Below are 22,504 nucleotides of genomic sequence, written 5' to 3' on the forward strand. Positions count from 1 at the left end.
CGGGTGAGGGGTGAAGCGCTGCGGCTCGAGCCGAAGGGCATTCACCCCTCACCCTAACCCTCTCCCCTGAGGGGAGAGGGGACAGATCGCGCTCCCGTCCCCTCTTCCAGAGACCGCATCCCCCATGACCGAGCCCATCCTCACCCTCACAGCCATCTCCAAGAGCTTCCCCGGCGTGCGGGCCCTGCATGATGTGGCGCTGGAACTCTATCCCGGCCAGGTCACCGCGCTGATCGGCGAAAACGGCGCCGGCAAGTCCACCCTGGTCAAGACCATGACTGGCATCTACCAGCCCGATTCCGGCGAAATCCGCATGGCCGGGCAATTGGTTAGCCTGCCCACCGCCCATTCCGCCTCCGCTGTCGGCATTACCGCCATCCATCAGGAAACCGTGCTGTTCGACGAGCTGACGGTGGCCGAAAACATCTATCTCGGTCACGCCCCGACCAACCGGCTTGGCCTGATCGACTGGCGCAAGATGCGCGCCGAGGCGCAGGAAACCCTCGATGCCATGGCCGCTGGCGTCGATGCCGGCATCAAGCTCAAGGAGCTGGGCATCGCCAAAAAGCATCTGGTGGCCGTAGCCCGGGCGCTCTCCATCGAGGCGCGCGTCGTCATCATGGACGAGCCGACCGCCGCGCTGAGCCAGAAGGAAATCGAGGAGCTCTATGTGCTCATCGACCTGCTCAAGCAGGACGGCAAGGCGATCCTGTTCATCTCCCACAAATTCGACGAAATCTACCGCATCGCCGACCGCTACACCGTGTTCCGCGATGGCGAGCAGGTCGGCAAGGGTTTCATCAAGGACACTAGCCAGAGCGAAATCGTCCAACTGATGGTTGGCCGCGCCGTCAACGACATTTTCCCGCCGCGCAATGCCAGCATCGGCGCGGTGGTGCTCGAAGCCAAGGGGCTGAGCCACCCAACCGAATTCGACGACATCAACTTCGCCGTGCGCAAAGGCGAAATTCTGGGCTTTTACGGCCTGGTCGGCGCCGGCCGCTCCGAGGTGATGCAGGCCGTCTTCGGCATGACCAAACCCTCCAGCGGCACGCTGATCCTCAATGGCCAGCCCATCGCCCCCAAATCCCCCGCCGACGCGGTCGAGGCCGGTATCGTCTATGTGCCTGAGGAACGCGGCAAACAGGGCGTCATCACCGGCGAACCGATTTTCAAGAACGTCTCGCTGCCCTCGCTGACCAAGACCAGCAAATCCGGTTTCTTGCGCATGGCCGAGGAATTCGCCTTGGCCCGGACCTATACCGAACGCCTCGACCTGCGCGCCTCCTCGCTCAGCCAGGATGTGTCGACGCTGTCGGGCGGCAATCAGCAAAAAGTGGTGATCGCCAAATGGCTGGCCACCCTCCCCAAAGTCATCATTCTCGATGAGCCGACCAAGGGCATCGATATTGGCTCCAAGGCCGCCGTGCATGAGTTCATGGGCGAACTGGTGGCGCAGGGGCTCAGCGTCATCATGGTCTCGTCCGAGCTGCCCGAAATCATCGGCATGAGCGACCGCATCGTGGTGATGCGCGAGGGCAGGGTGATCGACACAATCGAGAACAGCAATCTCAAGCCCGAAACGCTGGTGCGCCTCGCCGCCGGCATCAGCGGGGAGCACACCGCATGAAGACCCTCAGCAAACACCGCGAAATCTGGCTGGGTCTGGCGATCCTGCTGGTGCTGGTGCTGGTCACCGCCCGCTTTCCGCGCTTCGCCCAGCCCGGCAATCTGCTGACCATTTTCAACGACAGCTCCATATTGATGATGCTGGCGCTGGGCCAGATGGCGGTCATCCTGACCCGCTCCATCGACCTGTCCATGGCCTCCAATCTCGCTCTGACCGGAATGATCGTCGCCATGACCAACGCGGCTTTCCCTGGCATCCCGATCCCGCTGCTGATCGCCGGCTGCGTCGTCACCGGCGGGATGCTCGGCGCGTTCAACGGCATTCTGGTGTGGAAACTCAACATCCCACCCATCGTCGTCACCTTGGGCACCCTGACCATTTTCCGGGGCCTGGTCTTCGTGATTTCCGGCGGCGCCTGGGTCAACGCGGCGCAGATGAGCCCCGATTTCATCCAGTTGCAGCGCGGTTCCTTCCTCGGCCTGCCACTGCTGAGCTGGTTCGCCATCGTTGTGGCGCTGCTGTTCTGGCTGGTGATGACCCGCACCCCGCTGGGCCGCTCGCTCTACGCCATCGGCGTCAATCCCACCGCCTCGGTCTATACCGGCATCAATGTCGGCCGCACCAAATTCTACGCCTTCACCATCGCCGGCGCCGTCTCGGGCCTCTGCGGCTATCTCTGGATTTCGCGTTACGTCATCGCCTCGGTCGAAGTGGCCGGCGGCTATGAGCTGACCATCATCGCCGCCTGCGTCATCGGCGGTGTCTCCATTGCCGGCGGCATCGGCACCGTCACCGGCGTGCTTCTGGGCGCGCTGTTCCTCGGCGTCATCAACAACGCCCTGCCGGTGATCAACATCTCCCCCTTCTGGCAAATGGCCATCTCCGGCACCGCCATCCTGCTCGCCGTCGTCCTCAACGCCCGCGGCGAACGCCGCAAGGGGCGCGTGATCCTGAAGCGGGCAGGGGCATGATGAAAGCTGCGCCTCACTTTGTTTCGCGCGAAATCCATGCTGTGATTAGACACGGAAGGCGAAGCCAGCGTCTCCCTCCCCCTTGTGGGGAGGGATCAAGGGTGGGGGTCGGTTTGGGCATTGAGCGCGCCAGGGAACTCCGCAAGCGCATGCCAGCGCCGGAAGCCAAGCTCTGGAACGCGCTCCGCGACCTCCGCCCGCTCGGCTTCCACTTCCGCCGGCAAGTCCCGCTCGGGCCATATTATGCCGATTTCGTCTGCCATGCGCGCCGACTGGTCATCGAGGTCGATGGCGACACGCATGGAGTAGATGCGGCGTTGCACTACGATGCCCGTCGCGATGCTTTCATCGCCGCCGAAGGCTATCGCGTCCTCCGCGTCGCCAATAGTGACGTCATGCACAACATCGACGGTGTGACGACGATCATTCTCTCCGCGCTTAGCCCACCCCCACCCTCACTCCCTCCCCACAAGGGGGAGGGAAGTCTGGCCGGTGGATCGGAAGACATTTTGCCATGACCGACATCACCCATCGCAGCCTCCCCGACCGCCTCGACAATCCGCTCAAATCCGCCGTGATGAGCTGGGAAAGCCTGCTCGTGCTGGTGGCCGTGGCGATTTTCATCCTGAATTCCTTCGCCTCGCCCTATTTCCTCAACGCCTATTCGCTCTCCGATCTCACCTTCAATTTCACCGAAAAGGCGCTGATTGCGCTGGCCATGGCGCTGCTGATCATCTCCGGCGAAATCGATCTGTCGGTGGCCGCCATCATCGCGCTGGCCTCGACCATGATGGGGCTGGCGCTCCAGTTTGGCGCCGATACTCCGGTGCTGATCGCGGTGGGTGTCGGCGTCGGCATTCTGTGCGGGGCGTTCAACGGCTTTCTGGTCACCGGGCTGAAACTCCCCTCCATCGTCGTCACCATCGGCACCATGAGCCTGTTTCGCGGCATCGCCTTCATCGTGCTCGGCGACCAGAGCTTCAAAGGCTATCCCATGAGCTTTTCCTGGCTGGGACAGGGCTATGTCTGGTGGGTGATCCCCTTCGAGCTGGTGCTGTTTCTGGTTTGCGCGGTGATCTATTACGTGCTGCTGCACCGCACCAATTTCGGCCGCCGCATCTTCGCCATCGGCAATAATGACGTCGCGGCGCGCTTCTCGGGCGTGCGCGTCGAGCGGGTCAAGTTCATCCTGTTCTGCCTCACAGGCCTGATGAGCGGCCTTGCCGCCGTCTTGCTGACGGCCCGACTGGGCTCGACCCGCCCCTCCATTGCCGAAGGCTTCGAACTGGAAGCCATCACCATGGTGGTGCTGGGCGGCGTCTCCATTCTGGGTGGCGCCGGCTCGATCCTCGGCGTGGTGCTGGCGGCGCTGATCGTCGGCCTCGTCACCTTCGGGCTCGGCCTGCTCAACGTGCCCGGCATCGTCATGACCATCTTCACCGGCTCGCTGCTGATCGTGGTGATCGCGCTGCCAATCCTGTTCCGCATGTGGAGGCAGCGCGCATGATCACCGATGGCGACTACGAAAAGCACGCCTTCAAGATGCAGCTCAATCCCGGCATGGCGGCCGAATACAAAAAGCGCCACGACGCGATCTTCCCCGAGCTGGTGACGCTGCTGCACGACGCCGGGGTGAAGGACTATTCCATCCACCTCGACCCCGAGACCAACATCCTCTTCGGCGTCCTCTGGCGCCGCCGCGACCACAGCATGGCCGAGCTCCCCGCCACCGCCATCATGCAGCGCTGGTGGGCCCATATGGCCGACGTCATGGCCACCAACGACCAGAACGAGCCGCTCTCGACCGACCTCACGCCAATGTTCTGGATGAAGTGAGCCCTACGCCTTGGGCGCGTGCGATTTCCGGATCGACCGCACCATCAGCCAGACGAACAGCAGCACAAACGGCGCGGCGATCGACAGCGACATGGTCTTGTCGGCATGCAGCATCTCCAGCGGTCCGGCCAGCGCATAGCCGACAATGCCCAGCAGATAATAGCTGATGGCGATGGTCGACAGGCCCTCCACCGTGCGCTGTAGCAGGAACTGGCTGCGGCCAGTGCGGGCAATGCTGTCGAGCACGGCGGCGTTCTGCACCTGCATGTCGACGCCGATCCGCACATTCAGCATGCCGATGGCGCGCTCGATCTTGTCCGACAGCACGGCTAGTCGCTTTTCCATCGCCGCACAGGTCGCCAGCCCGGGATCGACCCGGTTGCCGATATAATGGGTGAGGGTGGAGCCGCGCGTGGTGGAGTTTTCGCGGATGCCGGCCAGCCGCATGCGCAGCACATCGCCATAGGCGTGCCCCGCCGCGAAACGATAGCCTAGCCGCTCCGACAGCTGCCCCGAACGCACCGACAGCGCATGCAGCCGCCCCAGCGCCGCCTGCACGGTTTCGGCAGTGGTGGCCTCCGACAGCCCTTCCATAAGCTCGGTCAGATCGATCTCGACGGTGCGCAATTCCTGATTGGAGGCGCGGGCCAGCGGCAGGCCGAGCAGCGCCATGGTGCGATAGGTCTCGATTTCGAGAATCCGGCGGACGATGATCGACCGGCGCAAGATCGACAGCCCACCGGCCGCCAGCTCGAAGCGGGTGTAGCGATCCGCATCGGGCACGAAGTCGGTGGCGAGCTGGGCCTTGCCGTTTTCCACATCGGCCAGGCACAGGCTGGCCAGATTGAAGCCCGGCACCATGCGGTCGGGAATGGTCTGGTCGGCGATCACGTCAAGCCGCATCGCCCCGATCAACTGGCCATCGCCCAGCGTTTCCAGCCCGATATCACTCGGCCAGTTTTCCGCATCATCCAGCGCCGAGCGCCAGGTGACGGTGACGAATTCGGTGTGGAATTCCCAGGTGACATGGGCGGTCGGCGTGTTGAAACTATGCTGCCGGCTGCTCGTATCCGGCACGTCGAAACCGTGGCTGGCGCAGAATGCGGTGAACTGGGCAAAGATCCCCATCATCGCCCCGGCCTTGGCCGGCATCACCACGACCAGCCGACGCAATCGGCAATAATCGTCGATGATTTCGACCGGCCTTGCATGGACTTCGGCCATGATCGCGGCGCGATAGGGGTGGTCGGCGAGAAGGGCTGCGGCCATGGCGTGCTCCGATTCCGCCCGGCAGGGTGGTCCGACGATGTGGCGCCGCCAAGCCGGATTTGGCAATGAGGCGTTACGGCGCAGAACTTTGGTCGATACTGGCCAGGATGGCCTGGGCGATGGTGTCGCTGCCGCGCGGCCAGCACAACCAGAAATTCATGTCGTATTCCGCCGCCAGCGGCAGCTGACGCAGATCGCTGCGAATGCGGCTCACCGAGGCGCGCGGCAGCACCGAGACAAAGCCGTGATGCAGCACCAGATTGAGAATGACCGGGATGGAATCAATCTCGATCATGCTCAGCGCGCCGCGCTCGGTGTCGCTGAGATGATCGTCGAGAATGCGGTTGATGCGTTGGCGCAGCCCACTGCGCGGGCTGGGAACGGCGAGCGGTGCCGACAACAGCGCCTCTGCAATGCTGGACTGCCCCTCCGGCACCCCGACAATGGCCAGCGGCGTATGCCCGACGATTTTGCCGTCAAGATCGGCCGGCAATTGCTCGGTATCGAGAAACGCCACATCGAACAGCCCCGATTTGAGCCCGGCCAGCAAATCGTCGGCGGTGGTGGAACTGACAAACAGCGGCGCACGCGGTCGCTCGGCCAGCCAGCGCGCCGCCAGATTGGCCAGCATCCGGGCAATCTCGCTTTCATAGCCGAGCGGAATGACCGAACCGAGCCGGGCGGTGGCGGCACTTTTGCGGAAACGCTCCTCGGCGGCGCGCGACAGGCGGTGCCAGCCGGCCAGCAATTGCCCGGTCGTCGCCGCAATGCGCATGCCGTCCGCGGTGAGCGTCGAGCCGCCGCTGCCGCGCTGCAACAGGGGCACGCCGAGGCGGGTTTCGAGCAGGGCCAGTTGGCGTGACAGCTGCGGCTGGCCCAGATTCATCGAGCGTGCCGCCCGGCGGATGCTGCCCAGATTGGCGATCTGGGCAAACCGGTCCAGCGCTTCGAGCTTGATGGCGTGGCTGGGCGAGATGCTGCGCGCCAGCTCGGCCATGGCGGCGATTTCAGGTTCGAGCCGCACCGCTTCGAGGCTGGCGACGATAGCCGAGCCGGCGCGCTCCACCATGCCGACCGAGATTTCGGCCTCAAACCGCGCTATGGATGCAGCGATGGTGGATGCCGGTCGGCCCAGCGAGCGCGCCGCGGCCCGCACGCTGCGCAGCTGCAGCACCCGGTCCATCGCGATCAAGCTTGCCGTGTCCATTGCTCACCATTCAAGCAGGCTTGGTCGATGCACAGAAAAAGCGCATAGCCTGTTCAATATTTGGGATATCCCATAGTTCGAAACTATCCAATAGCGTGACCTCCATGAACGATCTGGCGATAACACTGCGAGCCGCTCCCATCAGCCTCAGCGGCAAGCCGTTGAGCTTCTCCGATCTGGCACGGATCGGCGCGCGGCGCGCCGAGCTGACGGCCGATCCGGCAGCCATGCAGCGCGTCGCCGAAGCGCGGGCCGTGGTCGAGGCCACCATCGCCAAGGGCCAGCCGGTTTATGGCTCGACCACCGGCGTCGGCGCCATGAAGGACGTCGAGTGGACGCCCGAGCAGTGGGACGAATTCAATATGGGCCTGGTGCGGGCGCATCATTTCGGCACCGGCGACGCCTTTTCCAGCGAGATCGTGCGCACTGCCATGGCCATTCGCGTCAATATGGCGCTGACCGGCCGGGTCGGCTGCACCCCCGAGCTGGTCGACGCCTTTCTGGATCTGCTCTCGGCCGATGTCGTGCCTCTGGTGCGCCGCACCGGCTCCATCGGCTGTGCTGATATCGGGCTGATGGGTCAGATCGGCGCAGTGCTCACCGGCGCCGGCGAGGCCACCTTTGACGGCAAGCGCCAGCCCGCCGCCGAGGCCCTGGCAGCGGCCGGGCTGAAAGCCTTCCGCCTGAAGCCGCGCGATAGCCTCGCCTCGATTTCCACCAATGCCGTCGGCTATGCCGCTGCTGCCGCCGCCATCCGCGATGCGGCAGGGCTCATGCGCGTCATGCTGGCCACCGGGCTGACCACGGCCGGGGCGCTGGGCGCCTCGCGCGATCCGTGGAAGGCCGTGGCCCATGTCGGCACCGAGCGCGAAGCCGGGATGGGCGCCTGGCTCTATTTCAATGCCAAGGGCTGGGACTGGCCCAACGCCACCCATATTCAGGACCCGCTCTCGCTGCGCATGATGAGCCAGGTGTTTGCCACCGGCTTCGATACGCTGGTGGTGGCCGGCAAGACCCTGTTGGCCGCGACCGGCCGCACCGACGACAATCCGGTGGTCGCGGGCGGCAATGTGCTGACCTCCGGCGGTTCGCTGCCGCTCGATGTCACCGTGTTCCTGCAGACCGCCCAGCTCGGGCTGGCCCATGTCGCGCGCAATTCCTTCAATCGCTGCGTGCTGCTGGGCAATGGCGGGCGCCGCGATCTGCCGGTCAATCTGGTGGCGCCGGGCGCCATCGCCACCGGCTTTGGGCCGATCATCAAGCTGGCCGGTGAGCTGTTCGCCCGGGTGCTGAGCATGACCAACCCGATTTCGCCGATGTCCATGGTGGTGGCCGGCGGCATTGAAGACGAAGCGGCGTTTTTGCCGCTGGTGGTCGAACGGCTGGAGCGGCAGGTGCTGGCGCTCAACCGGCTCGCCGCACTCGAAGCCATGCTGGCCGCGCAGGCCATGGATATTTCCGGGGATCGCCCGGGGAATGTACCGGGCATCATCTATAGCCTGGTACGCCGTCACGCCGCCTACTACGTTTCCGACCGCGCGCTCTCGACGGAAGTCGAAGCGGTGGAAGCAGCGCTTCGGTCCGATGCGCTGATGGACGAATTAATATCCCACTCAACGATCATGGAATTGGACGAGTTTTTCGCGCTGGGCCCGGTGCAGTAGCACCAGCACCCTCGCCCAATTTTGACAACAGGCTAGGTTAGGGACAAGCCGGGACCACGCGAGTGGACTAACCCCGGATATAAAAGGAGAAACCAATGCGCCTTAAATCCACACTTCTCAGCGCCGTCGCCGCGCTCGCCATTTCGATGACCGCTGCCAACGCGCAGGTCGTCGTGTCGTCCAAGATCGATACCGAAGGTGGCGTTCTGGGCAACATCATCAAGCAGGTTCTGGAAGCCAACGACATTGCGGTCACCGATCGCATCCAGCTCGGCGGCACGCCCATCGTGCGCGAAGCCATTACCGCTGGCGAAATCGACATTTACCCGGAATATACCGGCAACGCCGCCTTCTTCTTCGACAAGGCCGATGACCCGCTGTGGAACAACGCCGCCTCGGCCTATGACGAAGCCAAGAAGCTCGATTACGACGCCAACAAGATCGTCTGGCTGACCCCGTCGCCCGCCAACAACACCTGGGCTGTCGCCATCCGCAACGATGTGGCCGAGGCCAACAGCCTCAACACCTTCAGCGAGTTCGGCGCCTGGGTTGCCGGTGGTGGCGAAGTCAAGCTCGCGGCCTCGGCCGAGTTCGTCAACTCGCCGGCGGCCCTGCCCAAGTTCCAGGAAGTCTATGGCTTCGCGCTCAAGCCCGACCAGTTGATCACCCTGTCGGGTGGTGACACCGCCGCCACCATTGCCGCCGCCGCCCAGCAGACCAACGGCGTCAACGCCGCCATGGTCTACGGCACCGATGGTGGCATCGCCCCCTCGGGCCTCAAGGTGCTCGAAGACGACAAGGGCGTGCAGCCGGTGTACCAGCCCGCGCCGATCATCCGCGAAGCCGTGCTGACCGAATACCCGCAGATCGAAGAGCTGCTGAAGCCCGTCTTTGAAGGCCTGTCGCTCGAGGTCCTGCAGGAACTCAACGGCCGCGTCCAGGTCGGCGGCGAAGCCGCTGCCGCCGTCGCCACCGACTACCTCACCCAGGGCGGTTTCCTGAAGTAGCCGCCTGCTCACCTCGCCCCTGAGGGGAGAGGTCGACCCGAAGGGTCGGGTGAGGGGTTCAGAGTTTCGGCATTTGTCGAGGACATCGCCCCCTCACCCCAACCCTCTCCCCGAAGGGGCGAGGGGGCCCATCCAGCTTGTGGCACCATGTTGCCTCACGAACCGAACGATCCCCTCTCCCCGCCGGGGAGAGGGCTAGGGTGAGGGGCTTTCGTCCCCCAGCCACCGGTCACATTGCGGAGTCCGCATGAGCATCGCCGAAACCACCCCCATCGCGAGCCGACCCGCCTGGCTGGCGCTCGATAAGCTGGGCGTGCTGATCGCGCTGATCGCCGCCGCCGGCGCCGCGCTGCCCTTCGCCCTGTTCCGCGCCAACCGCATCGTGCTCGGCGAACCCCGTTCGCTACTCGACGCGCTCCCCAGCCTTCCCTCCGGCTTCCTGCTCGCCATCCTGCTCGCCGGATTCCTCGTCGCCCTCTTGCGCCTACCGGTCCTGGCCAAGCTGCTCGCCGGCTTCGTCGTTGTGGCCGTGCTGCTGCTCGCCATCGGCTGGTCGGCCAGCTATCTGACGCCGCCCGACAACACTTTTGCGCGTGTCTCACCCGGCGCCGGCTTCTGGCTGCTGCTCTTCGCCTTTGCCCTCTTGGTCACCGACGCGTTGACCCGACTGCACTTCGCCCCGCTGGTGCGCATCGGCATCTTGCTCGCCGTCGCCCTATCCATCGCCGGCCTGCTCTGGAGCGGCGCCTGGAACGACCTCTCCATCCTCAAGGAATATGCCACCCGCGCACCGGCCTTCTGGGCCGAGGGCCGCACCCATCTGGCGCTGGCCTTTGGCTCGGTGGCGATTGCCATGCTGGTCGGCGTGCCGGTGGGCATCCTCTGCTACAAGGTGAAACCCCTGCGCGCCGGGGTGCTCAACATCCTCAACATCGTCCAGACCATCCCCTCCATCGCGCTGTTCGGCCTGCTGATCGCGCCGCTGGCCTGGGTCGCCGCCAACATTCCCGGCGCCTCGGCCATCGGCATTTCGGGCATCGGCGTGGCCCCGGCCATGGTGGCGCTGTTCGGCTATTCGCTGCTGCCCATCGTTTCCAACACCGTGGTCGGCCTGCAAAGCGTCTCGCCCGCTGCCGTCGATGCTGCCAAGGGCATGGGCATGACCGGCCGCCAGCGCCTCATGGGCGTCGAGCTGCCACTGGCCTTCCCGGTGATCCTCACCGGCATCCGCATCGTGCTGGTGCAGAATATCGGCCTCGCCACCATCGCGGCGCTGATTGGCGGCGGCGGTTTCGGGGTTTTCGTGTTCCAGGGCATCGGCCAGACGGCGATGGATCTGGTGTTGCTTGGCGCCGTACCGACCGTGGCGCTGGCCTTTGCCGCCGCCGTGGTGCTCGACGCCCTGGTTGAACTGACTTCGCGCGGGGGACGCCGTCCATGATCGAAATCGACGACATCACCAAGGATTATAGCGGCACCGTGGTGGTGGACCACGTGTCCCTCATCATCCAGCCGCGCAGCATCTGCACCATTGTCGGCACCTCCGGCTCCGGCAAGACCACGCTGATGCGGATGATCAACAAGCTGGTCGAACCCACGTCCGGCCACATCCGCATCGACGGCGAGGATATCGCCTCCATTCCCGCCTATGAACTGCGCCGCCGCATCGGCTACGCCATTCAGGGCAATGGCCTGTTCCCACACCGCACCGTCGGCCAGAACGTCGCCACCGTGCCCAAACTGCTCGGCTGGGACAAAGCCAAGATCGCCGACCGTGTCGACGAGCTGCTGACCCTGTTCCAGCTCGACCCCGCCGAATTCCGCGATCGCCTGCCGCATGAACTCTCCGGCGGCCAGCAACAGCGCGTCGGCGTCGCTCGCGCCTTGGCGGCCGAGCCCAAAATCCTGCTGATGGATGAGCCCTATGGCGCGCTTGATCCGGTGATCCGCGCCAAGGCGCAGGAGGATCTGCTGGTCATCCAGCGCCGCTTCGGCACCACCGTGGTGCTGGTCACCCACGACATGGAAGAAGCCATCCATCTCGGCGACACCATCGCGGTGATGGACAAGGGCAAGCTGCTGCAATGCGCCAGCCCCGCCGAAATCATCGCCCATCCGGCCACCCCTTTTGTGGCCGAACTGATCGGCAGCAGCGAACGCCCATTCCGCCTGCTATCGCTATCCAGTGTCGCCGACCATATCGAGCCCGGCAGTGTCGATGGTGAACCGATCGCCGCCGAAAAATCCCTGCGCGACGCCTATGCCGAACTGCTGTGGTCCGGCCGTCCGGCCTTGCCAGTGCAGCGCGACGGGCAAATCATCGGCCAGGTCACTTTGGCCGGTCTGTCCCGCCTGGCGGCGCGCCCGCAATGAAGATCGGCAATCTCATCCGGCTGCTCGTGTTCGCGGTGCTGATCCTGCTGCTGCTCAAGCCCGAGCTGTTCAGCGGCTTCTTTGCCCTGTTCGCCAAATCCACCCAGCCGGCGATCTATAATCAGGGCAGCCTGCTCGACATCACAATCAACCACCTCGCCATCGTGCTGGCCGCCACCGTCGCTTCCACCATCATCGCCGTCGGCCTCGCCATCATCGTCACCCGCCCCTTCGGCGCCGAATTCCTGCCGCTGTCTCGCAGCCTTGCCAATATCGGTCAAACCTTCCCCCCGGTCGCGGTCCTCGCGCTGGCCGTCCCCGTCCTCGGCTTCGGCACCGCCCCGACCTTGGTGGCGTTGTTCCTCTACGGCCTGCTGCCGATCTTTGAAAACACCCTGACCGGCCTGACCAATCTGCCCCCCACCGTCACCGACGCCGCCAAGGGTGTCGGCATGACCGGCTGGCAGCGCCTCATCAAAGTCGAACTGCCACTGGCGCTCCCCGTCATCCTCGCCGGCATCCGCCTCTCGGTGGTGATTTCCCTCGCCACCGCCACCATCGGCTCCACCGTCGCCGCCCGCACCCTGGGCGAAGTCATCATCGCCGGACTGCTCTCGAGCAACACCGCCTTCGTCCTGCAAGGCGGCCTGATCGTCGGCGTTCTCGCCGTCCTGATCTACGACGCCCTGGCCGCCCTCGAACGCTGGCTGATGGCCCGCACCGGCCAATTGGGGAGGGCCACCGCGTGAGCGCTCTTTCTGTCTTCCCTTCTCCCCTTGAGGGAGAAGGTGCCCCGAAGGGGCGGATGAGGGGTCCCTTCTGCTCTTGCGATTGCGGGATCAACCCCTCACCCGTCTCGGCTTTGCCGATCCACCCTCTCCCTCAAGGGGAGAGGGGAGGCGCGGTGGCTTTGGAGAACTAGCGTGTCCGATTTCGATCTCGTCCTGTCCGGCACCGTGGTGCTGCCCGATACCATTGTTGAAAATGGCTATGTCGCCGTGCGCGCCGGCAAAGTCGTGCATGTCGGCGAAGGCGTCGCCCCGCAGGCCCATGAGCGCCACGACCTCGGCAACGCCCTGATCCTGCCCGGCGCCATCGATGCCCAGGTCCATTCCCTGAGTCAGAAGAACCAGGAAGACTTCATCTGGTCGACCCGCTCAGCAGCGGCCGGCGGCGTCAACACCATCGTCGACATGCCCTATGACGAGGGCAATCTGGTCTGCTCCGCCGAAGCCGTTCGCATCAAGGTGGCCCATGCCACCCCACAAGCCCGTGTCGATTTCGCCCTTTACGGCACCATCAACCCCGAAGAAGGCCCCGCCCGCATCGCCGAACAGGCCGAGGCCGGCGTTGCCGCCTTCAAATTCTCCACCTTCGGCACCGATCCCGTTCGCTTCCCGCGTATTCCGCCGGCCTTGCTGGAAGAATGCTTCGCCGCCGTCGCCAAAACCGGCCTCACCGCTGGCGTGCACAATGAAGACGACGAAATGGTCCGCGCCGCCATGGCCAAGGTCAAGCAAGCCGGCATCACCGATTACCGCGCCCACGGTCTCAGCCGCCCGCCACTGACCGAATTGCTGGCCAGCCTTCAAATCTACGAGACCGGCGCCCAGACCGGCTGCCCGGCCCATGTCGTGCATTGCTCGCTGGCGCGTGGCTACCAGATCGCCCGCAGCTACCGCGACCAAGGCTTTGCCGCCACCATCGAAGCCTGCATCCACTATCTGACGCTGGACGAAGAAAACGACGTCGCCCGCCTCGGCGGCAAGGCCAAGATCAATCCCCCGATCCGCCCCCGCGCCGAAGTCGAAGCGCTGTGGGACCACGTCCGCGCCGGCAATGTCACTTTGGTCTCCACCGACCATGTCAGCTGGTCGGAAAACCGCAAGACCAATCCCGACATGCTGGCCAATGCCTCCGGCGTGCCGGGCCTTGAGGTCATGGTGCCGCTCTTCGTCATGGGCGCGCTCAAGCGCGACATTCCCCTGACCTGGGCCGCCAAGCTGATGGCCGAAAACCCCGCCAAGCACTTCCGCCTCGACCACGTCAAAGGCGCGCTGACCCCCGGCAAGGATGCCGACATCACCGTGCTGTTCCCGCGCCCGACCCGCTACAACGCCGCGGCCAGCGGCCACAATGTCGTCGGCTGGTCGCCCTATAACGGCATCGAATTGCCCTGGACCGTCGGGCTGACTTATCTGCGCGGCCAGCAGGTCTTCGACGGCACCACTGTCGCCGAACCCGGGGCAGGGCGCTTCGTGCGGCCGGAGGTGCGGACATGATGGACCTGTCGCCCAATTCAACCCCGCAGCCTAGCTTCGCTCAGCCGACACCCCAACCACAATGTCACCCCGGCCTTGAGCCGGGGCCCATCTTGAGATCTGGGGATGGATCCCGGCTCAAGGCCGGGATGACACCGCGTTTTTGGATTGCTCCAAGCCCATGATCCCCAATTCCCCCATCCGCGCCGACCGTATCGCCACCGATATCGACACACTCGCCGCCATCACCGAGCCGGGCCACCCCTATACCCGCCGCGCCTTCACCCCGATGTTCCTCGAAGGCCGTGCCTGGCTGACCCACGCCATGCAGGCCGCCGGTGCCGTGACCCATATCGACCCCGCCGGCAATCTGATCGGCACCATCCCCGGCAAGCGCCCGCAGCTTGGCACCATCATGCTCGGCTCGCATTCCGATACGGTGCCCGATGGCGGCCGCTTTGACGGCATTGCTGGCGTCATCGCCGCGCTCGAAGTGGCGCGCGCCCTGCATGACCAGAATATCGTGCTCGATCATACGCTCGAAATTGTCGATTTCCTCGCTGAGGAAGTCTCCATTTTCGGCGTCTCCTGCATTGGCAGTCGCGGCATTAGCGGCACCCGCCCAGCCGAGTGGCTCACCCGCAGCCATGACGGCCTGAGCCTGGAGCAGGGCATCGCCCAGGTCGGCGGCGACGCGCATCGCCTCGCCCAGCGCGACGACATCAAGGCCTTCCTCGAACTGCATATCGAGCAGGGCCCGGTGCTGCAGAGTGAACAGCTCGATATCGGCGTGGTCACCGCCATCGCCGGCATCACCCGCATCGAAATCATCGTCGACGGCCGTTCCGATCACGCCGGCACCACTCCGATGGGGGCGCGTCAGGATGCACTGACCACCGCCGCCTGGATTGCGCTGGGCGTCGAGGAATTGGGCAAGGCGCTGGCCAGCGGCGAGGCCCATTTCGCCGCCACCGTCGGCGAATTCGAAATGACCCCCAATGCCGCCAATGTCGTGCCGGCCCGCGTCCGCATGCTGATCGATGCCCGTGCCGAACTGCGCGACGACATGGAGCGCTTCATCGAAGAACTGACCAACGGCATCGCGGCGATTTCCGAAAAGACCGGCGTAAAGGTCAGCACCCCGCGCCTCGTCTCCGACAATCATCCCACCCCCTGCGACGCCGATCTGCTCGATATTCTCGACGCCGCCTGTAACAGCGCCGGAGCCAAACATCGCCGCATGGCCTCGGGGGCAGGGCATGACACCGCCTGGATGGCGCGCGTCACCAAGGCGGCGATGATTTTCGTACCCTGCCTCGATGGCCGCAGCCACGCGCCCGACGAATTCGCCACCAATGAAGATATCGCGCTCGGCGCCGCCGTCCTGCTGGGCGCCGTGCGGGCGCTCGACACCAAGCTACAAGGGGAATTCTGATGGGCCGTATTCTGACCGAAAAAGATGTCGAACCCGCCGTGCGCGGTGGCTCCGTCTATGCGGCCGGTGGCGGCGGCTGGGCCGATCATGGCCGCATGCTCGGCATGGCGGCCGTCAGCATCGGCAAGCCCGAACTGGTCAGCATCGAGGAACTGGACGAGAACGACTGGGTGGCCACCGCCGCAGCCATCGGCGCGCCGGCCTCGACCACGCCCTGGGAAATGCAGGGCGTCGATTATGTCAAAGCCGTGCAATTGCTGCAGGACGCGCTGGGTGAAAAGCTCAGCGGCTTGATGATCGGCCAGAACGGCAAATCCTCCACCCTCAACGGCTGGCTCCCCTCCGCCATCCTCGGCACCAAAGTGGTCGACGCCGTGGGCGATATCCGCGCCCATCCGACTGGCGACATGGGCTCCATCGGCATGGCCGGCTCACCCGAACAGATGATCCAGACTGCTGTCGGCGGCAACCGCGATGAAAACCGCTATATCGAGCTGGTCACGCGCGGCGCCACGGCCAAAATCTCGCCCATCCTGCGCACCGCCGCCGATATGTCGGGCGGCTTCATCGCCTCCTGCCGCAATCCGCTACCTGCCAGTTATGTGAAGAAGCACGCGGCGCTGGGCGGCATTTCCCTAGCCCTCAAGCTCGGCGAAGCCATCATCGCCGCCGAGGCCAAAGGCCCCGGCAAGGTGATCGACGCTATCGTCGCCACCACCGGCGGCAACATTCTCACCCAGGGCAAGATCACCGCCATGGACGTGGTTTACACCAAGGAAGCCTTCGACATCGGCCGCATCACTCTTGGGTCCGGCGACAGCGCCACCACGCTCCACGTGATGAACGAATATATGGCCGTCGACGATGCTGGCGGCACCCGCCTCGCCACCTTCCCCGACGTCCTGACCACCCTCGACGCCACCGGCCACCCCCTCTCCGTGGGCGAACTCTCCATCGGCCTCGAAATCTTCGTCCTCCACGTCCCCAAAGCCATCATCCCCTTGAGTTCGAGCGTCCTCGATCCCACCGTCTACCCCTTCGTCGAAACCCGCATGGGCATCGAATTGGCGAAATATGCGCTGGATGGCGCTGGAAACTAACGCCACGCTCGATGTCATCCCGGCTCAAGGCCGGGATGACACCGGGTTTTTGGACTGCTCACGGAAAGATTGCATCATGCCCACACCCAACCCGCGCCACCCCAATTTCCCGATCCCCGGCGGCCCCGAGCTCCGCGCCAAGGGCTGGCGGCAGGAAGCCTTGTTGCGCCTCCTCGAAAACGTGCTCAGCGTCGGCGAAGACCCTGACAACCTCGTGGTCTACGCTGCCTTGGGCAAAGCCGCGCGCAATTGGGCCAGCCACAAGGCCATCGTGGAAACCCTGCTGCGCATGGACGAGGATCAAACCCTGATCATCCAGTCCGGCAAGCCCATCGGCCTGCTCAAGACCCATGCCAAAGCGCCGCTGGTCATCATGGCCAATTGCAACATCATCGGCCAATGGGCCAAGGCCGAAGTGTTCTACGAGCTGGAGCAGAAGGGCCTGATCTGCTGGGGCGGGCTGACCGCCGGCGCCTGGCAATATATCGGCAGCCAGGGCGTCATTCAGGGCACCTATGAGATTTTCATGCGCATCGCCGAAAACCGTTTCAACGGTTCGCTGGCCGGGCGCTTCATTCTCACTGCCGGACTCGGTGGCATGGGCGGGGCCCAGCCGCTGGCCGGGCGCATGGCCGGTGCCGCCATCCTCTGCGTCGATATCGACGCCGACCGCGCCAAGATGCGCCAGGACATCGGCTATCTAGAAGCCATCGCCCCCGACCTCGATACCGCTCTGGCGATGATCGACAAGGCCGTGGCCGAAAAGCGCGCGACCTCCATTGGCCTGGTCGGCAATGCCGCCGAAATCTACCCCGAAATCGCCCGTCGCGGCATCGTCCCCGATATCGTCACCGATCAGACCTCGGCGCATGATTTGGTCTATGGCTACGTCCCCAAGGGCATGTCGCTGGCCGAGGTCAAGCGCCTGCGCGTCGAAGGCCCGGCCCAGCTGATGGCCGCCAGCCGCGCTTCCATCGCCGACCACGTCCGCGCCATGCTGGCCTTCCAGCAGGCCGGCAGCGAAGTCTTCGACAATGGCAATCTGATCCGCACCCAAGCCCAGGCCGGCGGCGTCGACAATGCCTTCGATATCCCGATCTTCACCGAAGCCTATCTGCGCCCGCTCTTCGCCCGCGCCATCGGCCCATTCCGCTGGATGGCGCTGTCCGGCGACCCGGCCGATATCGCCAGGATCGACGACAGACTGCTGGAAATGTTCCCCGACAACAAGATCGTCACCAATTGGATCGCGCTGGCCCGCCAGCATGTGCCCTTCGAGGGCCTGCCGGCCCGCATTGCCTGGCTCGGCCATGGCGAGCGCACCGCTTTGGCCCGTGCCGTCAACGCCATGGTGGCCGATGGCACCCTCAGCGGTCCGGTCGCCTTCAGCCGCGACCATCTCGATGCCGGCGCCATGGCCCACCCCAATATCATGACCGAGAACATGAAGGACGGCTCCGACGCCATCGCCGACTGGCCCCTGCTCGACGCCATGCTGCTGTGCTCATCGATGGCCGATCTGGTGGTGGTCCACTCCGGCGGCGGCGGCTATGCCGGCTACATGACCTCCGCCGGCGTCACCATCATCGCCGATGGCACGGCCGAAGGCGACGAACGCCTCGACCACGCCCTCACCAACGACACCGCCCTCGGCGTCATGCGCTACGCCGACGCCGGCTACGAGGACAGCCTCGATGAAATCGCAGCTAAGGGCATCGGCTACATCCCGGTGGGGTAGGGAGATCGGAGTACCCCAGCCTCTGGAGTGGAGCCGAAGTCACCTCTCCCCTGAGGGGAGAGGTCGAGCCGAAGGGTCGGGTGAGGGGTTCAGCGTCGCGTTGGGACACAGTGCCTGCACCGGCATTGAACCCCTCGCCCCGCCCTCTCCCCTCAGGGGCGAGGGAGCCCACGCGCAGTGGGACTAATGGAACCGGTCCCCCGATCCATATGCGATCGAGTCCCCCTCAAACCTCCCCCTTCCAGCTAAACTGCGGCGAATATCCCAGCATCCGCTTGGCCTTCTCGATGCTCAGCAGCGTGCCATTGGTGGTGAGGTGCCCCTTGACCGGTACCTCGGGAAACACTTCCGCCAGCAGTGACATATTCGACCGGCTCATCACCGTATCCGCATTGGCGATGATGAACGCCTCGAACCCGGTGAAATCGGCCTGCACCGCCCGCCGCACCGCCTGCGCGCCGTCGCGGGCATCGATATAGCCCCATAAATTCCACTTCCGCGTCATCGGATCGGCGTCGAATTTGGGGAAGGCGGCATAGTCCTCCGGGTTCATCACATTGGAAAACCGCAGCCCGACAATGCGCAATTCCGGGTCCCAGCGGCAGAACTGCGCCGCCATGGTTTCATCCAGCAGCTTGCCCAGCGAATAGGCGCTTTCCGGGCGCGGATAATATTCCTCATCCACCGGCGCATAGGGCGGCGGCGTATCGAACGGCAGCCCGAGCACCGTCTCGCTTGAGGCAAACACGACATTCTTGATCCCCGCCAGCCGGCAGGCCTCGAACACATTATAGGTCGTCGGCACATTATTGGCGAAAATCCGCGCATTGGCCGCCAATCCCGGCGCCGGAATCGCCGCCAGATGCACCACCGCGTCGAACGGCCCCTGGCGCTCGTCGATCCCGCCCAGCACTGCCGCCGCCACCTCGCCGAAATTACTCAGATCGATGCGCACGCTGGGGCAGATCGGCTCGCTCAGCGCCTGCTGGTCGAGATTGAGCACCTCATAGCCATGCGCCACCAGATCGCGCAGCACCGCACGCCCGAGCTTGCCGCTGCCGCCGGTCACCAGAATTTTGGCCATTGGGGCCTCCCTTTTGCCCGCCAGATTAAGCGCGAACCGCGGCGCTGCCAACATGAACGGTTTCTGAACGCAGCTATCACGGTCGGTTCAAGCCAGCCCGGTCATTGTGTTCCCAAGGATGACGCTCTCCAGGGGACAGCAAAATGAACAAGCACCAGGAAAAACTATTGATCGCCTCGCTCTGCGGCCTCGTGATGGTCGCCGCCGGCGCCTTCGCCGTGCAGCCCGCCATGGCTGCCGGCTATCACGTCGAGCAGCCGGCCAAGGTGAGCGGCGTCGCCCGCTGGGACCAGCTCAATGTCCGTAAATGGCCCGCCTCCTATTCCCAACAGGTCGGCGCCATCCGCCCCGGCGCCCAGGTCTGGGTCGAACGCTGCATCGAGGTCAAAGCCAGCGCCGATTGGTGCCTGGTCAGCGCCCGCAACACCACCGGCTGGGTCAATTCCAAGTTTCTGACCGCCATCCGCCATCGGGATCGCTGATCCCGCCCGCCGTCGGCGACGGCGGCGACCCGGCCAGTCTGCGGTTTCACCATCGCCGCAGATCGCAACTGCAGCCCGACCGGGCCGCCACCCTCGCCGATGCGAGAAAAATCGACTTCGTGCCTGCCTCCTGACTTCCCATGCTCTGTTGACTTTTCCGGTCCTGCGCTGTTCGTGAACACAGCCTGGACCGGAGTTTTTTACTATGGATGCCAATCCCATTCTTGCCGAAACCATTCGCGGCAATTGGGTCGAAAACCGCCACCGTGGCGCCTATGTGGTGATGGACGCGGCGGGCACGATCATCGCCGCGCAAGGCGATATCGAGCGGCCGATCTTCCCCCGCTCGGCCATCAAATCCATGCAGGCGCTGCCGATTTTTGCCCGCCACGCCGATGACAAATTCCACCACACCGCCGAAGAGCTGGCCCTGGCCTGCGCCTCCCACCATGGCGAAGCCGACCATGTCGCCACCGCCAATGGGTTGCTGACCCGCATCGGCCTCTCCGCCGCCGATCTCGAATGCGGCGCCCATGTCCCCACCAATGCCGCGGCCCGCGAAGCGCTGCGCGCCTCGGGCAATCCGCCCAGCCCGCTGCACAATAATTGCTCGGGCAAGCATTCCGGCATGCTCAGCGTCGCGCTCGCCATGGGTGTGCCCACCGCCGGCTATGTCAGCCGCGAGCACGAAGTGCAGCGTGCGGTGCGCGCCGCCGTTGAAGCGGTGATCGGCGAACAATTGACCGAAGGCAAATGCGGCACCGACGGCTGCTCCATCCCCACCTTCGCCGCCCCCTTGCGCGCCTTCGCCTTTGGCTTTGCCCGCATGGCAACAGGGCAGGGCCTTGCCCCCGAGCTAGGCACCGCTTCCCAACGCCTGTTTGACGCCGCCACCAGCCATCCCCATCTGGTTGCCGGCACCGGCCACGCCGATACGATGCTGATGGAAGCCTTCAAGGGCCGGCTGATGCAAAAAGTTGGCGCCGAAGGCGTGCAATGCGGCGCCATCCGCGACAAGGGCTGGGGCTACGCCCTCAAATGCGACGACGGCAACATCGCTGCCTCCCAAGCCATGCTGGCCGGCATGCTGCTCAAGCTGGCCGACCCGAACGACGAACAGCGTGCTTTGCTACAAACCCTGGCCCACCAACCCATCAAAAGCGTCCGCGGCGCCGAAGTGGGCGAATTGCGCAGCGTCGGGTAGCCGCTCTGAATGTTTGCAACAGTTTTGCGGTTTTTGATTATTTGTGTTGAAGCTATTGTGATATATGCATAATTTATGTTGCAATAGATTTTGAATGAGGTCGCCAAAATTGATGAACTCATTGAAAATAAACGAGTTAGATAACGAGCAGCGGCGCGAACTCATCAACACGCAGCAACGCTTTTCCACGTGGCGCGATGCGCGGGAGCGGCTTGACGCGTCGCGCGGCTCCATGGTGTGGCACACTGTGAACGGCGTCGAATATCTGTTGCGCAGCTATTACGAGAAGGCCGGCACCCGAAAACAACGGTCGTTGGGCGTGCGATCCGAGACGACCGAAGCGCTCAAGGCGGATTTCGAGCGCGGCCGCGACGAGGCTAAACAGCGGTTTGCCACGATTGACGCCGCGATGGATCGACAGGCCGCCATCAACCGGGCGCTTCGGCTGGGTCGGGTCCCCATGATCAGTGCCAGGATTATGCGCGCTCTGGACCGAATTGGCGCGTTGGGGGCGGGGCTGCGCGTTGTGGGCACGCATGCCCTGTTTGCCTATGAGGCGGTCGCCGGTGTGATGGTCGATACCGAGTTGACGACCACCGGCGATATCGACCTGCTGTTCGACAGCAGGGGTGGACTTCGCTTTATCGTTTCGGACGATGTGTCGGAGCGATCGCTGATGGCGGTGCTGCGCAATGTCGACAAGAGCTTTGAGAAAAGCCGGCAGCCCTACCGCGCAGAAAATGCGCAAGGCTACATGGTCGATTTGATCAAGCCGATGCGCAATCCGCCTTGGGCGCCCGACGCCAGCCAAAGCCAGCAGGGCGAGGCCGATGACCTTACGGCATCGGAAATTGAGGGCTTGGTCTGGCTGGAGAACGCGCCGTCATTCGAGGCCGTCGCGCTGGATGAACGCGGTTATCCGCTTCGGATTGTTGCGACTGACCCGCGTGTATGGACGATTCACAAGCACTGGATTTCCCAGCGTGTCGACCGGGACCCGCTCAAAAAACGCCGGGATGCGGAACAGGCGCAAGCGGTTGGTGCGATCGTGGCTGAGCACTTCCCGCATCTGCCGGTCCAGTCAGATGCCTTGCGCATGCTGCCCAAGGACGTCGTTGCTGATGCTGCCCATCTTTTCCAAGCGCAGCTTTAGCTTTTTCCCCCTCCCACCCCCGATCGTCACCCTCGGGCTCGACCCGAGGGATCTATACTTCCATGCGCAAAACGAGTGGAACCCCCTCGG

At 64.4% G+C, this 22,504-nt stretch carries 20 protein-coding genes; 17 read left to right on the top strand and 3 right to left on the bottom strand.

What is annotated here, in order from left to right:
• Positions 1-124: 124 nt before the first annotated feature.
• The 5 genes from ACX3OZ_RS07075 (at position 125) to rhaM (ending at position 4,437) form a co-directional block, all read left to right on the top strand.
• Entirely contained in the window at positions 125-1,630 is a 1,506-nt protein-coding gene (locus tag ACX3OZ_RS07075; protein WP_459096326.1) for a sugar ABC transporter ATP-binding protein, read from the top strand.
• Positions 1,627-2,601, top strand: coding sequence for an ABC transporter permease (locus ACX3OZ_RS07080; RefSeq protein WP_459096327.1), 975 nt, complete (start codon positions 1,627-1,629; stop codon positions 2,599-2,601). The genes ACX3OZ_RS07075 and ACX3OZ_RS07080 overlap by 4 nt, the downstream gene beginning before the upstream one ends.
• Before the next feature lie 113 nt (positions 2,602-2,714).
• Positions 2,715-3,119, top strand: a complete 405-nt coding sequence (locus ACX3OZ_RS07085; RefSeq protein ID WP_459096328.1) for an endonuclease domain-containing protein — start codon at positions 2,715-2,717, stop codon at positions 3,117-3,119.
• Positions 3,116-4,108, top strand: a complete 993-nt coding sequence (locus ACX3OZ_RS07090) for an ABC transporter permease (RefSeq protein ID WP_459104164.1) — start codon at positions 3,116-3,118, stop codon at positions 4,106-4,108. Before ACX3OZ_RS07085 ends, ACX3OZ_RS07090 begins: the two co-directional genes overlap by 4 nt.
• Positions 4,105-4,437, top strand: a complete 333-nt coding sequence (rhaM, locus tag ACX3OZ_RS07095) for an L-rhamnose mutarotase (RefSeq protein ID WP_459096330.1) — start codon at positions 4,105-4,107, stop codon at positions 4,435-4,437. Before ACX3OZ_RS07090 ends, rhaM begins: the two co-directional genes overlap by 4 nt.
• Positions 4,438-4,440: 3 nt before the next feature.
• Here rhaM and ACX3OZ_RS07100 read toward each other — a convergent pair whose 3' ends face one another.
• Together ACX3OZ_RS07100 and ACX3OZ_RS07105 are read right to left on the bottom strand one after the other, a co-directional pair.
• Positions 4,441-5,706 (bottom strand): DUF3422 family protein, encoded by a 1,266-nt coding sequence (locus ACX3OZ_RS07100; protein WP_459096331.1) that lies wholly within the window; start codon positions 5,704-5,706, stop codon positions 4,441-4,443.
• Between the two features lie 73 nt (positions 5,707-5,779).
• Complete coding sequence (locus tag ACX3OZ_RS07105; RefSeq protein ID WP_459104165.1) at positions 5,780-6,913, bottom strand: LysR family transcriptional regulator; 1,134 nt, start codon at positions 6,911-6,913, stop codon at positions 5,780-5,782.
• Positions 6,914-7,017: 104 nt separating this feature from the next.
• Here ACX3OZ_RS07105 and ACX3OZ_RS07110 point away from each other — a divergent pair, with 104 nt between their 5' ends.
• The 9 genes from ACX3OZ_RS07110 to ACX3OZ_RS07150 all read left to right on the top strand — a co-directional run bounded on the left by ACX3OZ_RS07110 (position 7,018) and on the right by ACX3OZ_RS07150 (position 18,491).
• Positions 7,018-8,577 (top strand): aromatic amino acid lyase, encoded by a 1,560-nt coding sequence (locus tag ACX3OZ_RS07110; protein WP_459096333.1) that lies wholly within the window; start codon positions 7,018-7,020, stop codon positions 8,575-8,577.
• Positions 8,578-8,672: 95 nt separating this feature from the next.
• Positions 8,673-9,584 (top strand): glycine betaine ABC transporter substrate-binding protein OsmF, encoded by a 912-nt coding sequence (osmF, locus tag ACX3OZ_RS07115; protein WP_459096334.1) that lies wholly within the window; start codon positions 8,673-8,675, stop codon positions 9,582-9,584.
• A 247-nt stretch (positions 9,585-9,831) separates the two neighbouring features.
• Positions 9,832-11,025, top strand: a complete 1,194-nt coding sequence (locus ACX3OZ_RS07120) for an ABC transporter permease (RefSeq protein WP_459104166.1) — start codon at positions 9,832-9,834, stop codon at positions 11,023-11,025.
• Positions 11,022-11,957 (top strand): ABC transporter ATP-binding protein, encoded by a 936-nt coding sequence (locus ACX3OZ_RS07125; protein ID WP_459104167.1) that lies wholly within the window; start codon positions 11,022-11,024, stop codon positions 11,955-11,957. The genes ACX3OZ_RS07120 and ACX3OZ_RS07125 overlap by 4 nt, the downstream gene beginning before the upstream one ends.
• Positions 11,954-12,706 (top strand): ABC transporter permease, encoded by a 753-nt coding sequence (locus ACX3OZ_RS07130; protein ID WP_459104168.1) that lies wholly within the window; start codon positions 11,954-11,956, stop codon positions 12,704-12,706. Before ACX3OZ_RS07125 ends, ACX3OZ_RS07130 begins: the two co-directional genes overlap by 4 nt.
• A gap of 174 nt (positions 12,707-12,880) precedes the next feature.
• The gene (locus ACX3OZ_RS07135; RefSeq protein WP_459104169.1) at positions 12,881-14,239 is read left to right on the top strand and encodes a dihydroorotase; all 1,359 of its coding nucleotides are present in this window, start codon (positions 12,881-12,883) and stop codon (positions 14,237-14,239) included.
• A 160-nt stretch (positions 14,240-14,399) separates the two neighbouring features.
• Positions 14,400-15,653 (top strand): Zn-dependent hydrolase, encoded by a 1,254-nt coding sequence (locus tag ACX3OZ_RS07140; protein ID WP_459104170.1) that lies wholly within the window; start codon positions 14,400-14,402, stop codon positions 15,651-15,653.
• Positions 15,653-16,753, top strand: a complete 1,101-nt coding sequence (locus tag ACX3OZ_RS07145; RefSeq protein ID WP_459096340.1) for a DUF917 domain-containing protein — start codon at positions 15,653-15,655, stop codon at positions 16,751-16,753. Before ACX3OZ_RS07140 ends, ACX3OZ_RS07145 begins: the two co-directional genes overlap by 1 nt.
• A gap of 76 nt (positions 16,754-16,829) precedes the next feature.
• Positions 16,830-18,491: a urocanate hydratase gene (locus tag ACX3OZ_RS07150; protein ID WP_459104171.1), complete on the top strand. Its 1,662-nt coding sequence runs from the start codon at positions 16,830-16,832 to the stop codon at positions 18,489-18,491.
• 226 nt (positions 18,492-18,717) lie between these two features.
• On the opposite strand, the gene ACX3OZ_RS07155 is transcribed toward ACX3OZ_RS07150, so the two are convergent.
• On the bottom strand, positions 18,718-19,575 hold the full coding sequence (locus ACX3OZ_RS07155) for an NAD-dependent epimerase/dehydratase family protein (RefSeq protein ID WP_459096342.1): 858 nt from the start codon (positions 19,573-19,575) through the stop codon (positions 18,718-18,720).
• Between the two features lie 143 nt (positions 19,576-19,718).
• Between ACX3OZ_RS07155 and ACX3OZ_RS07160 the strand changes: the two genes are divergently transcribed.
• The 3 genes from ACX3OZ_RS07160 (at position 19,719) to ACX3OZ_RS07170 (ending at position 22,414) form a co-directional block, all read left to right on the top strand.
• Positions 19,719-20,057: an SH3 domain-containing protein gene (locus tag ACX3OZ_RS07160; protein WP_459096343.1), complete on the top strand. Its 339-nt coding sequence runs from the start codon at positions 19,719-19,721 to the stop codon at positions 20,055-20,057.
• A gap of 205 nt (positions 20,058-20,262) precedes the next feature.
• The gene (locus ACX3OZ_RS07165; protein WP_459104172.1) at positions 20,263-21,261 is read left to right on the top strand and encodes an asparaginase; all 999 of its coding nucleotides are present in this window, start codon (positions 20,263-20,265) and stop codon (positions 21,259-21,261) included.
• 112 nt (positions 21,262-21,373) lie between these two features.
• Positions 21,374-22,414 (top strand): GSU2403 family nucleotidyltransferase fold protein, encoded by a 1,041-nt coding sequence (locus ACX3OZ_RS07170; RefSeq protein ID WP_459104173.1) that lies wholly within the window; start codon positions 21,374-21,376, stop codon positions 22,412-22,414.
• Positions 22,415-22,504: the final 90 nt, after the last annotated feature.

This window comes from Devosia sp. A369 (assembly GCF_054489345.1).

Bases quoted from the DNA above. Each gene is read 5' to 3' on its own strand.
- ACX3OZ_RS07075 (WP_459096326.1), top strand. From the start codon at position 125: ATGACCGAGCCCATCCTCACCCTCACAGCCATCTCCAAGAGCTTCCCC.
- ACX3OZ_RS07080 (WP_459096327.1), top strand. From the start codon at position 1,627: ATGAAGACCCTCAGCAAACACCGCGAAATCTGGCTGGGTCTGGCGATC.
- ACX3OZ_RS07090 (WP_459104164.1), top strand. From the start codon at position 3,116: ATGACCGACATCACCCATCGCAGCCTCCCCGACCGCCTCGACAATCCG.
- rhaM (WP_459096330.1), top strand. From the start codon at position 4,105: ATGATCACCGATGGCGACTACGAAAAGCACGCCTTCAAGATGCAGCTC.
- ACX3OZ_RS07100 (WP_459096331.1), bottom strand. From the start codon at position 5,706: ATGGCCGCAGCCCTTCTCGCCGACCACCCCTATCGCGCCGCGATCATG.
- ACX3OZ_RS07105 (WP_459104165.1), bottom strand. From the start codon at position 6,913: ATGGACACGGCAAGCTTGATCGCGATGGACCGGGTGCTGCAGCTGCGC.
- ACX3OZ_RS07110 (WP_459096333.1), top strand. From the start codon at position 7,018: ATGAACGATCTGGCGATAACACTGCGAGCCGCTCCCATCAGCCTCAGC.
- osmF (WP_459096334.1), top strand. From the start codon at position 8,673: ATGCGCCTTAAATCCACACTTCTCAGCGCCGTCGCCGCGCTCGCCATT.
- ACX3OZ_RS07120 (WP_459104166.1), top strand. From the start codon at position 9,832: ATGAGCATCGCCGAAACCACCCCCATCGCGAGCCGACCCGCCTGGCTG.
- ACX3OZ_RS07125 (WP_459104167.1), top strand. From the start codon at position 11,022: ATGATCGAAATCGACGACATCACCAAGGATTATAGCGGCACCGTGGTG.
- ACX3OZ_RS07130 (WP_459104168.1), top strand. From the start codon at position 11,954: ATGAAGATCGGCAATCTCATCCGGCTGCTCGTGTTCGCGGTGCTGATC.
- ACX3OZ_RS07140 (WP_459104170.1), top strand. From the start codon at position 14,400: ATGATCCCCAATTCCCCCATCCGCGCCGACCGTATCGCCACCGATATC.
- ACX3OZ_RS07145 (WP_459096340.1), top strand. From the start codon at position 15,653: ATGGGCCGTATTCTGACCGAAAAAGATGTCGAACCCGCCGTGCGCGGT.
- ACX3OZ_RS07150 (WP_459104171.1), top strand. From the start codon at position 16,830: ATGCCCACACCCAACCCGCGCCACCCCAATTTCCCGATCCCCGGCGGC.
- ACX3OZ_RS07155 (WP_459096342.1), bottom strand. From the start codon at position 19,575: ATGGCCAAAATTCTGGTGACCGGCGGCAGCGGCAAGCTCGGGCGTGCG.
- ACX3OZ_RS07160 (WP_459096343.1), top strand. From the start codon at position 19,719: ATGAACAAGCACCAGGAAAAACTATTGATCGCCTCGCTCTGCGGCCTC.
- ACX3OZ_RS07165 (WP_459104172.1), top strand. From the start codon at position 20,263: ATGGATGCCAATCCCATTCTTGCCGAAACCATTCGCGGCAATTGGGTC.
- ACX3OZ_RS07170 (WP_459104173.1), top strand. From the start codon at position 21,374: ATGAACTCATTGAAAATAAACGAGTTAGATAACGAGCAGCGGCGCGAA.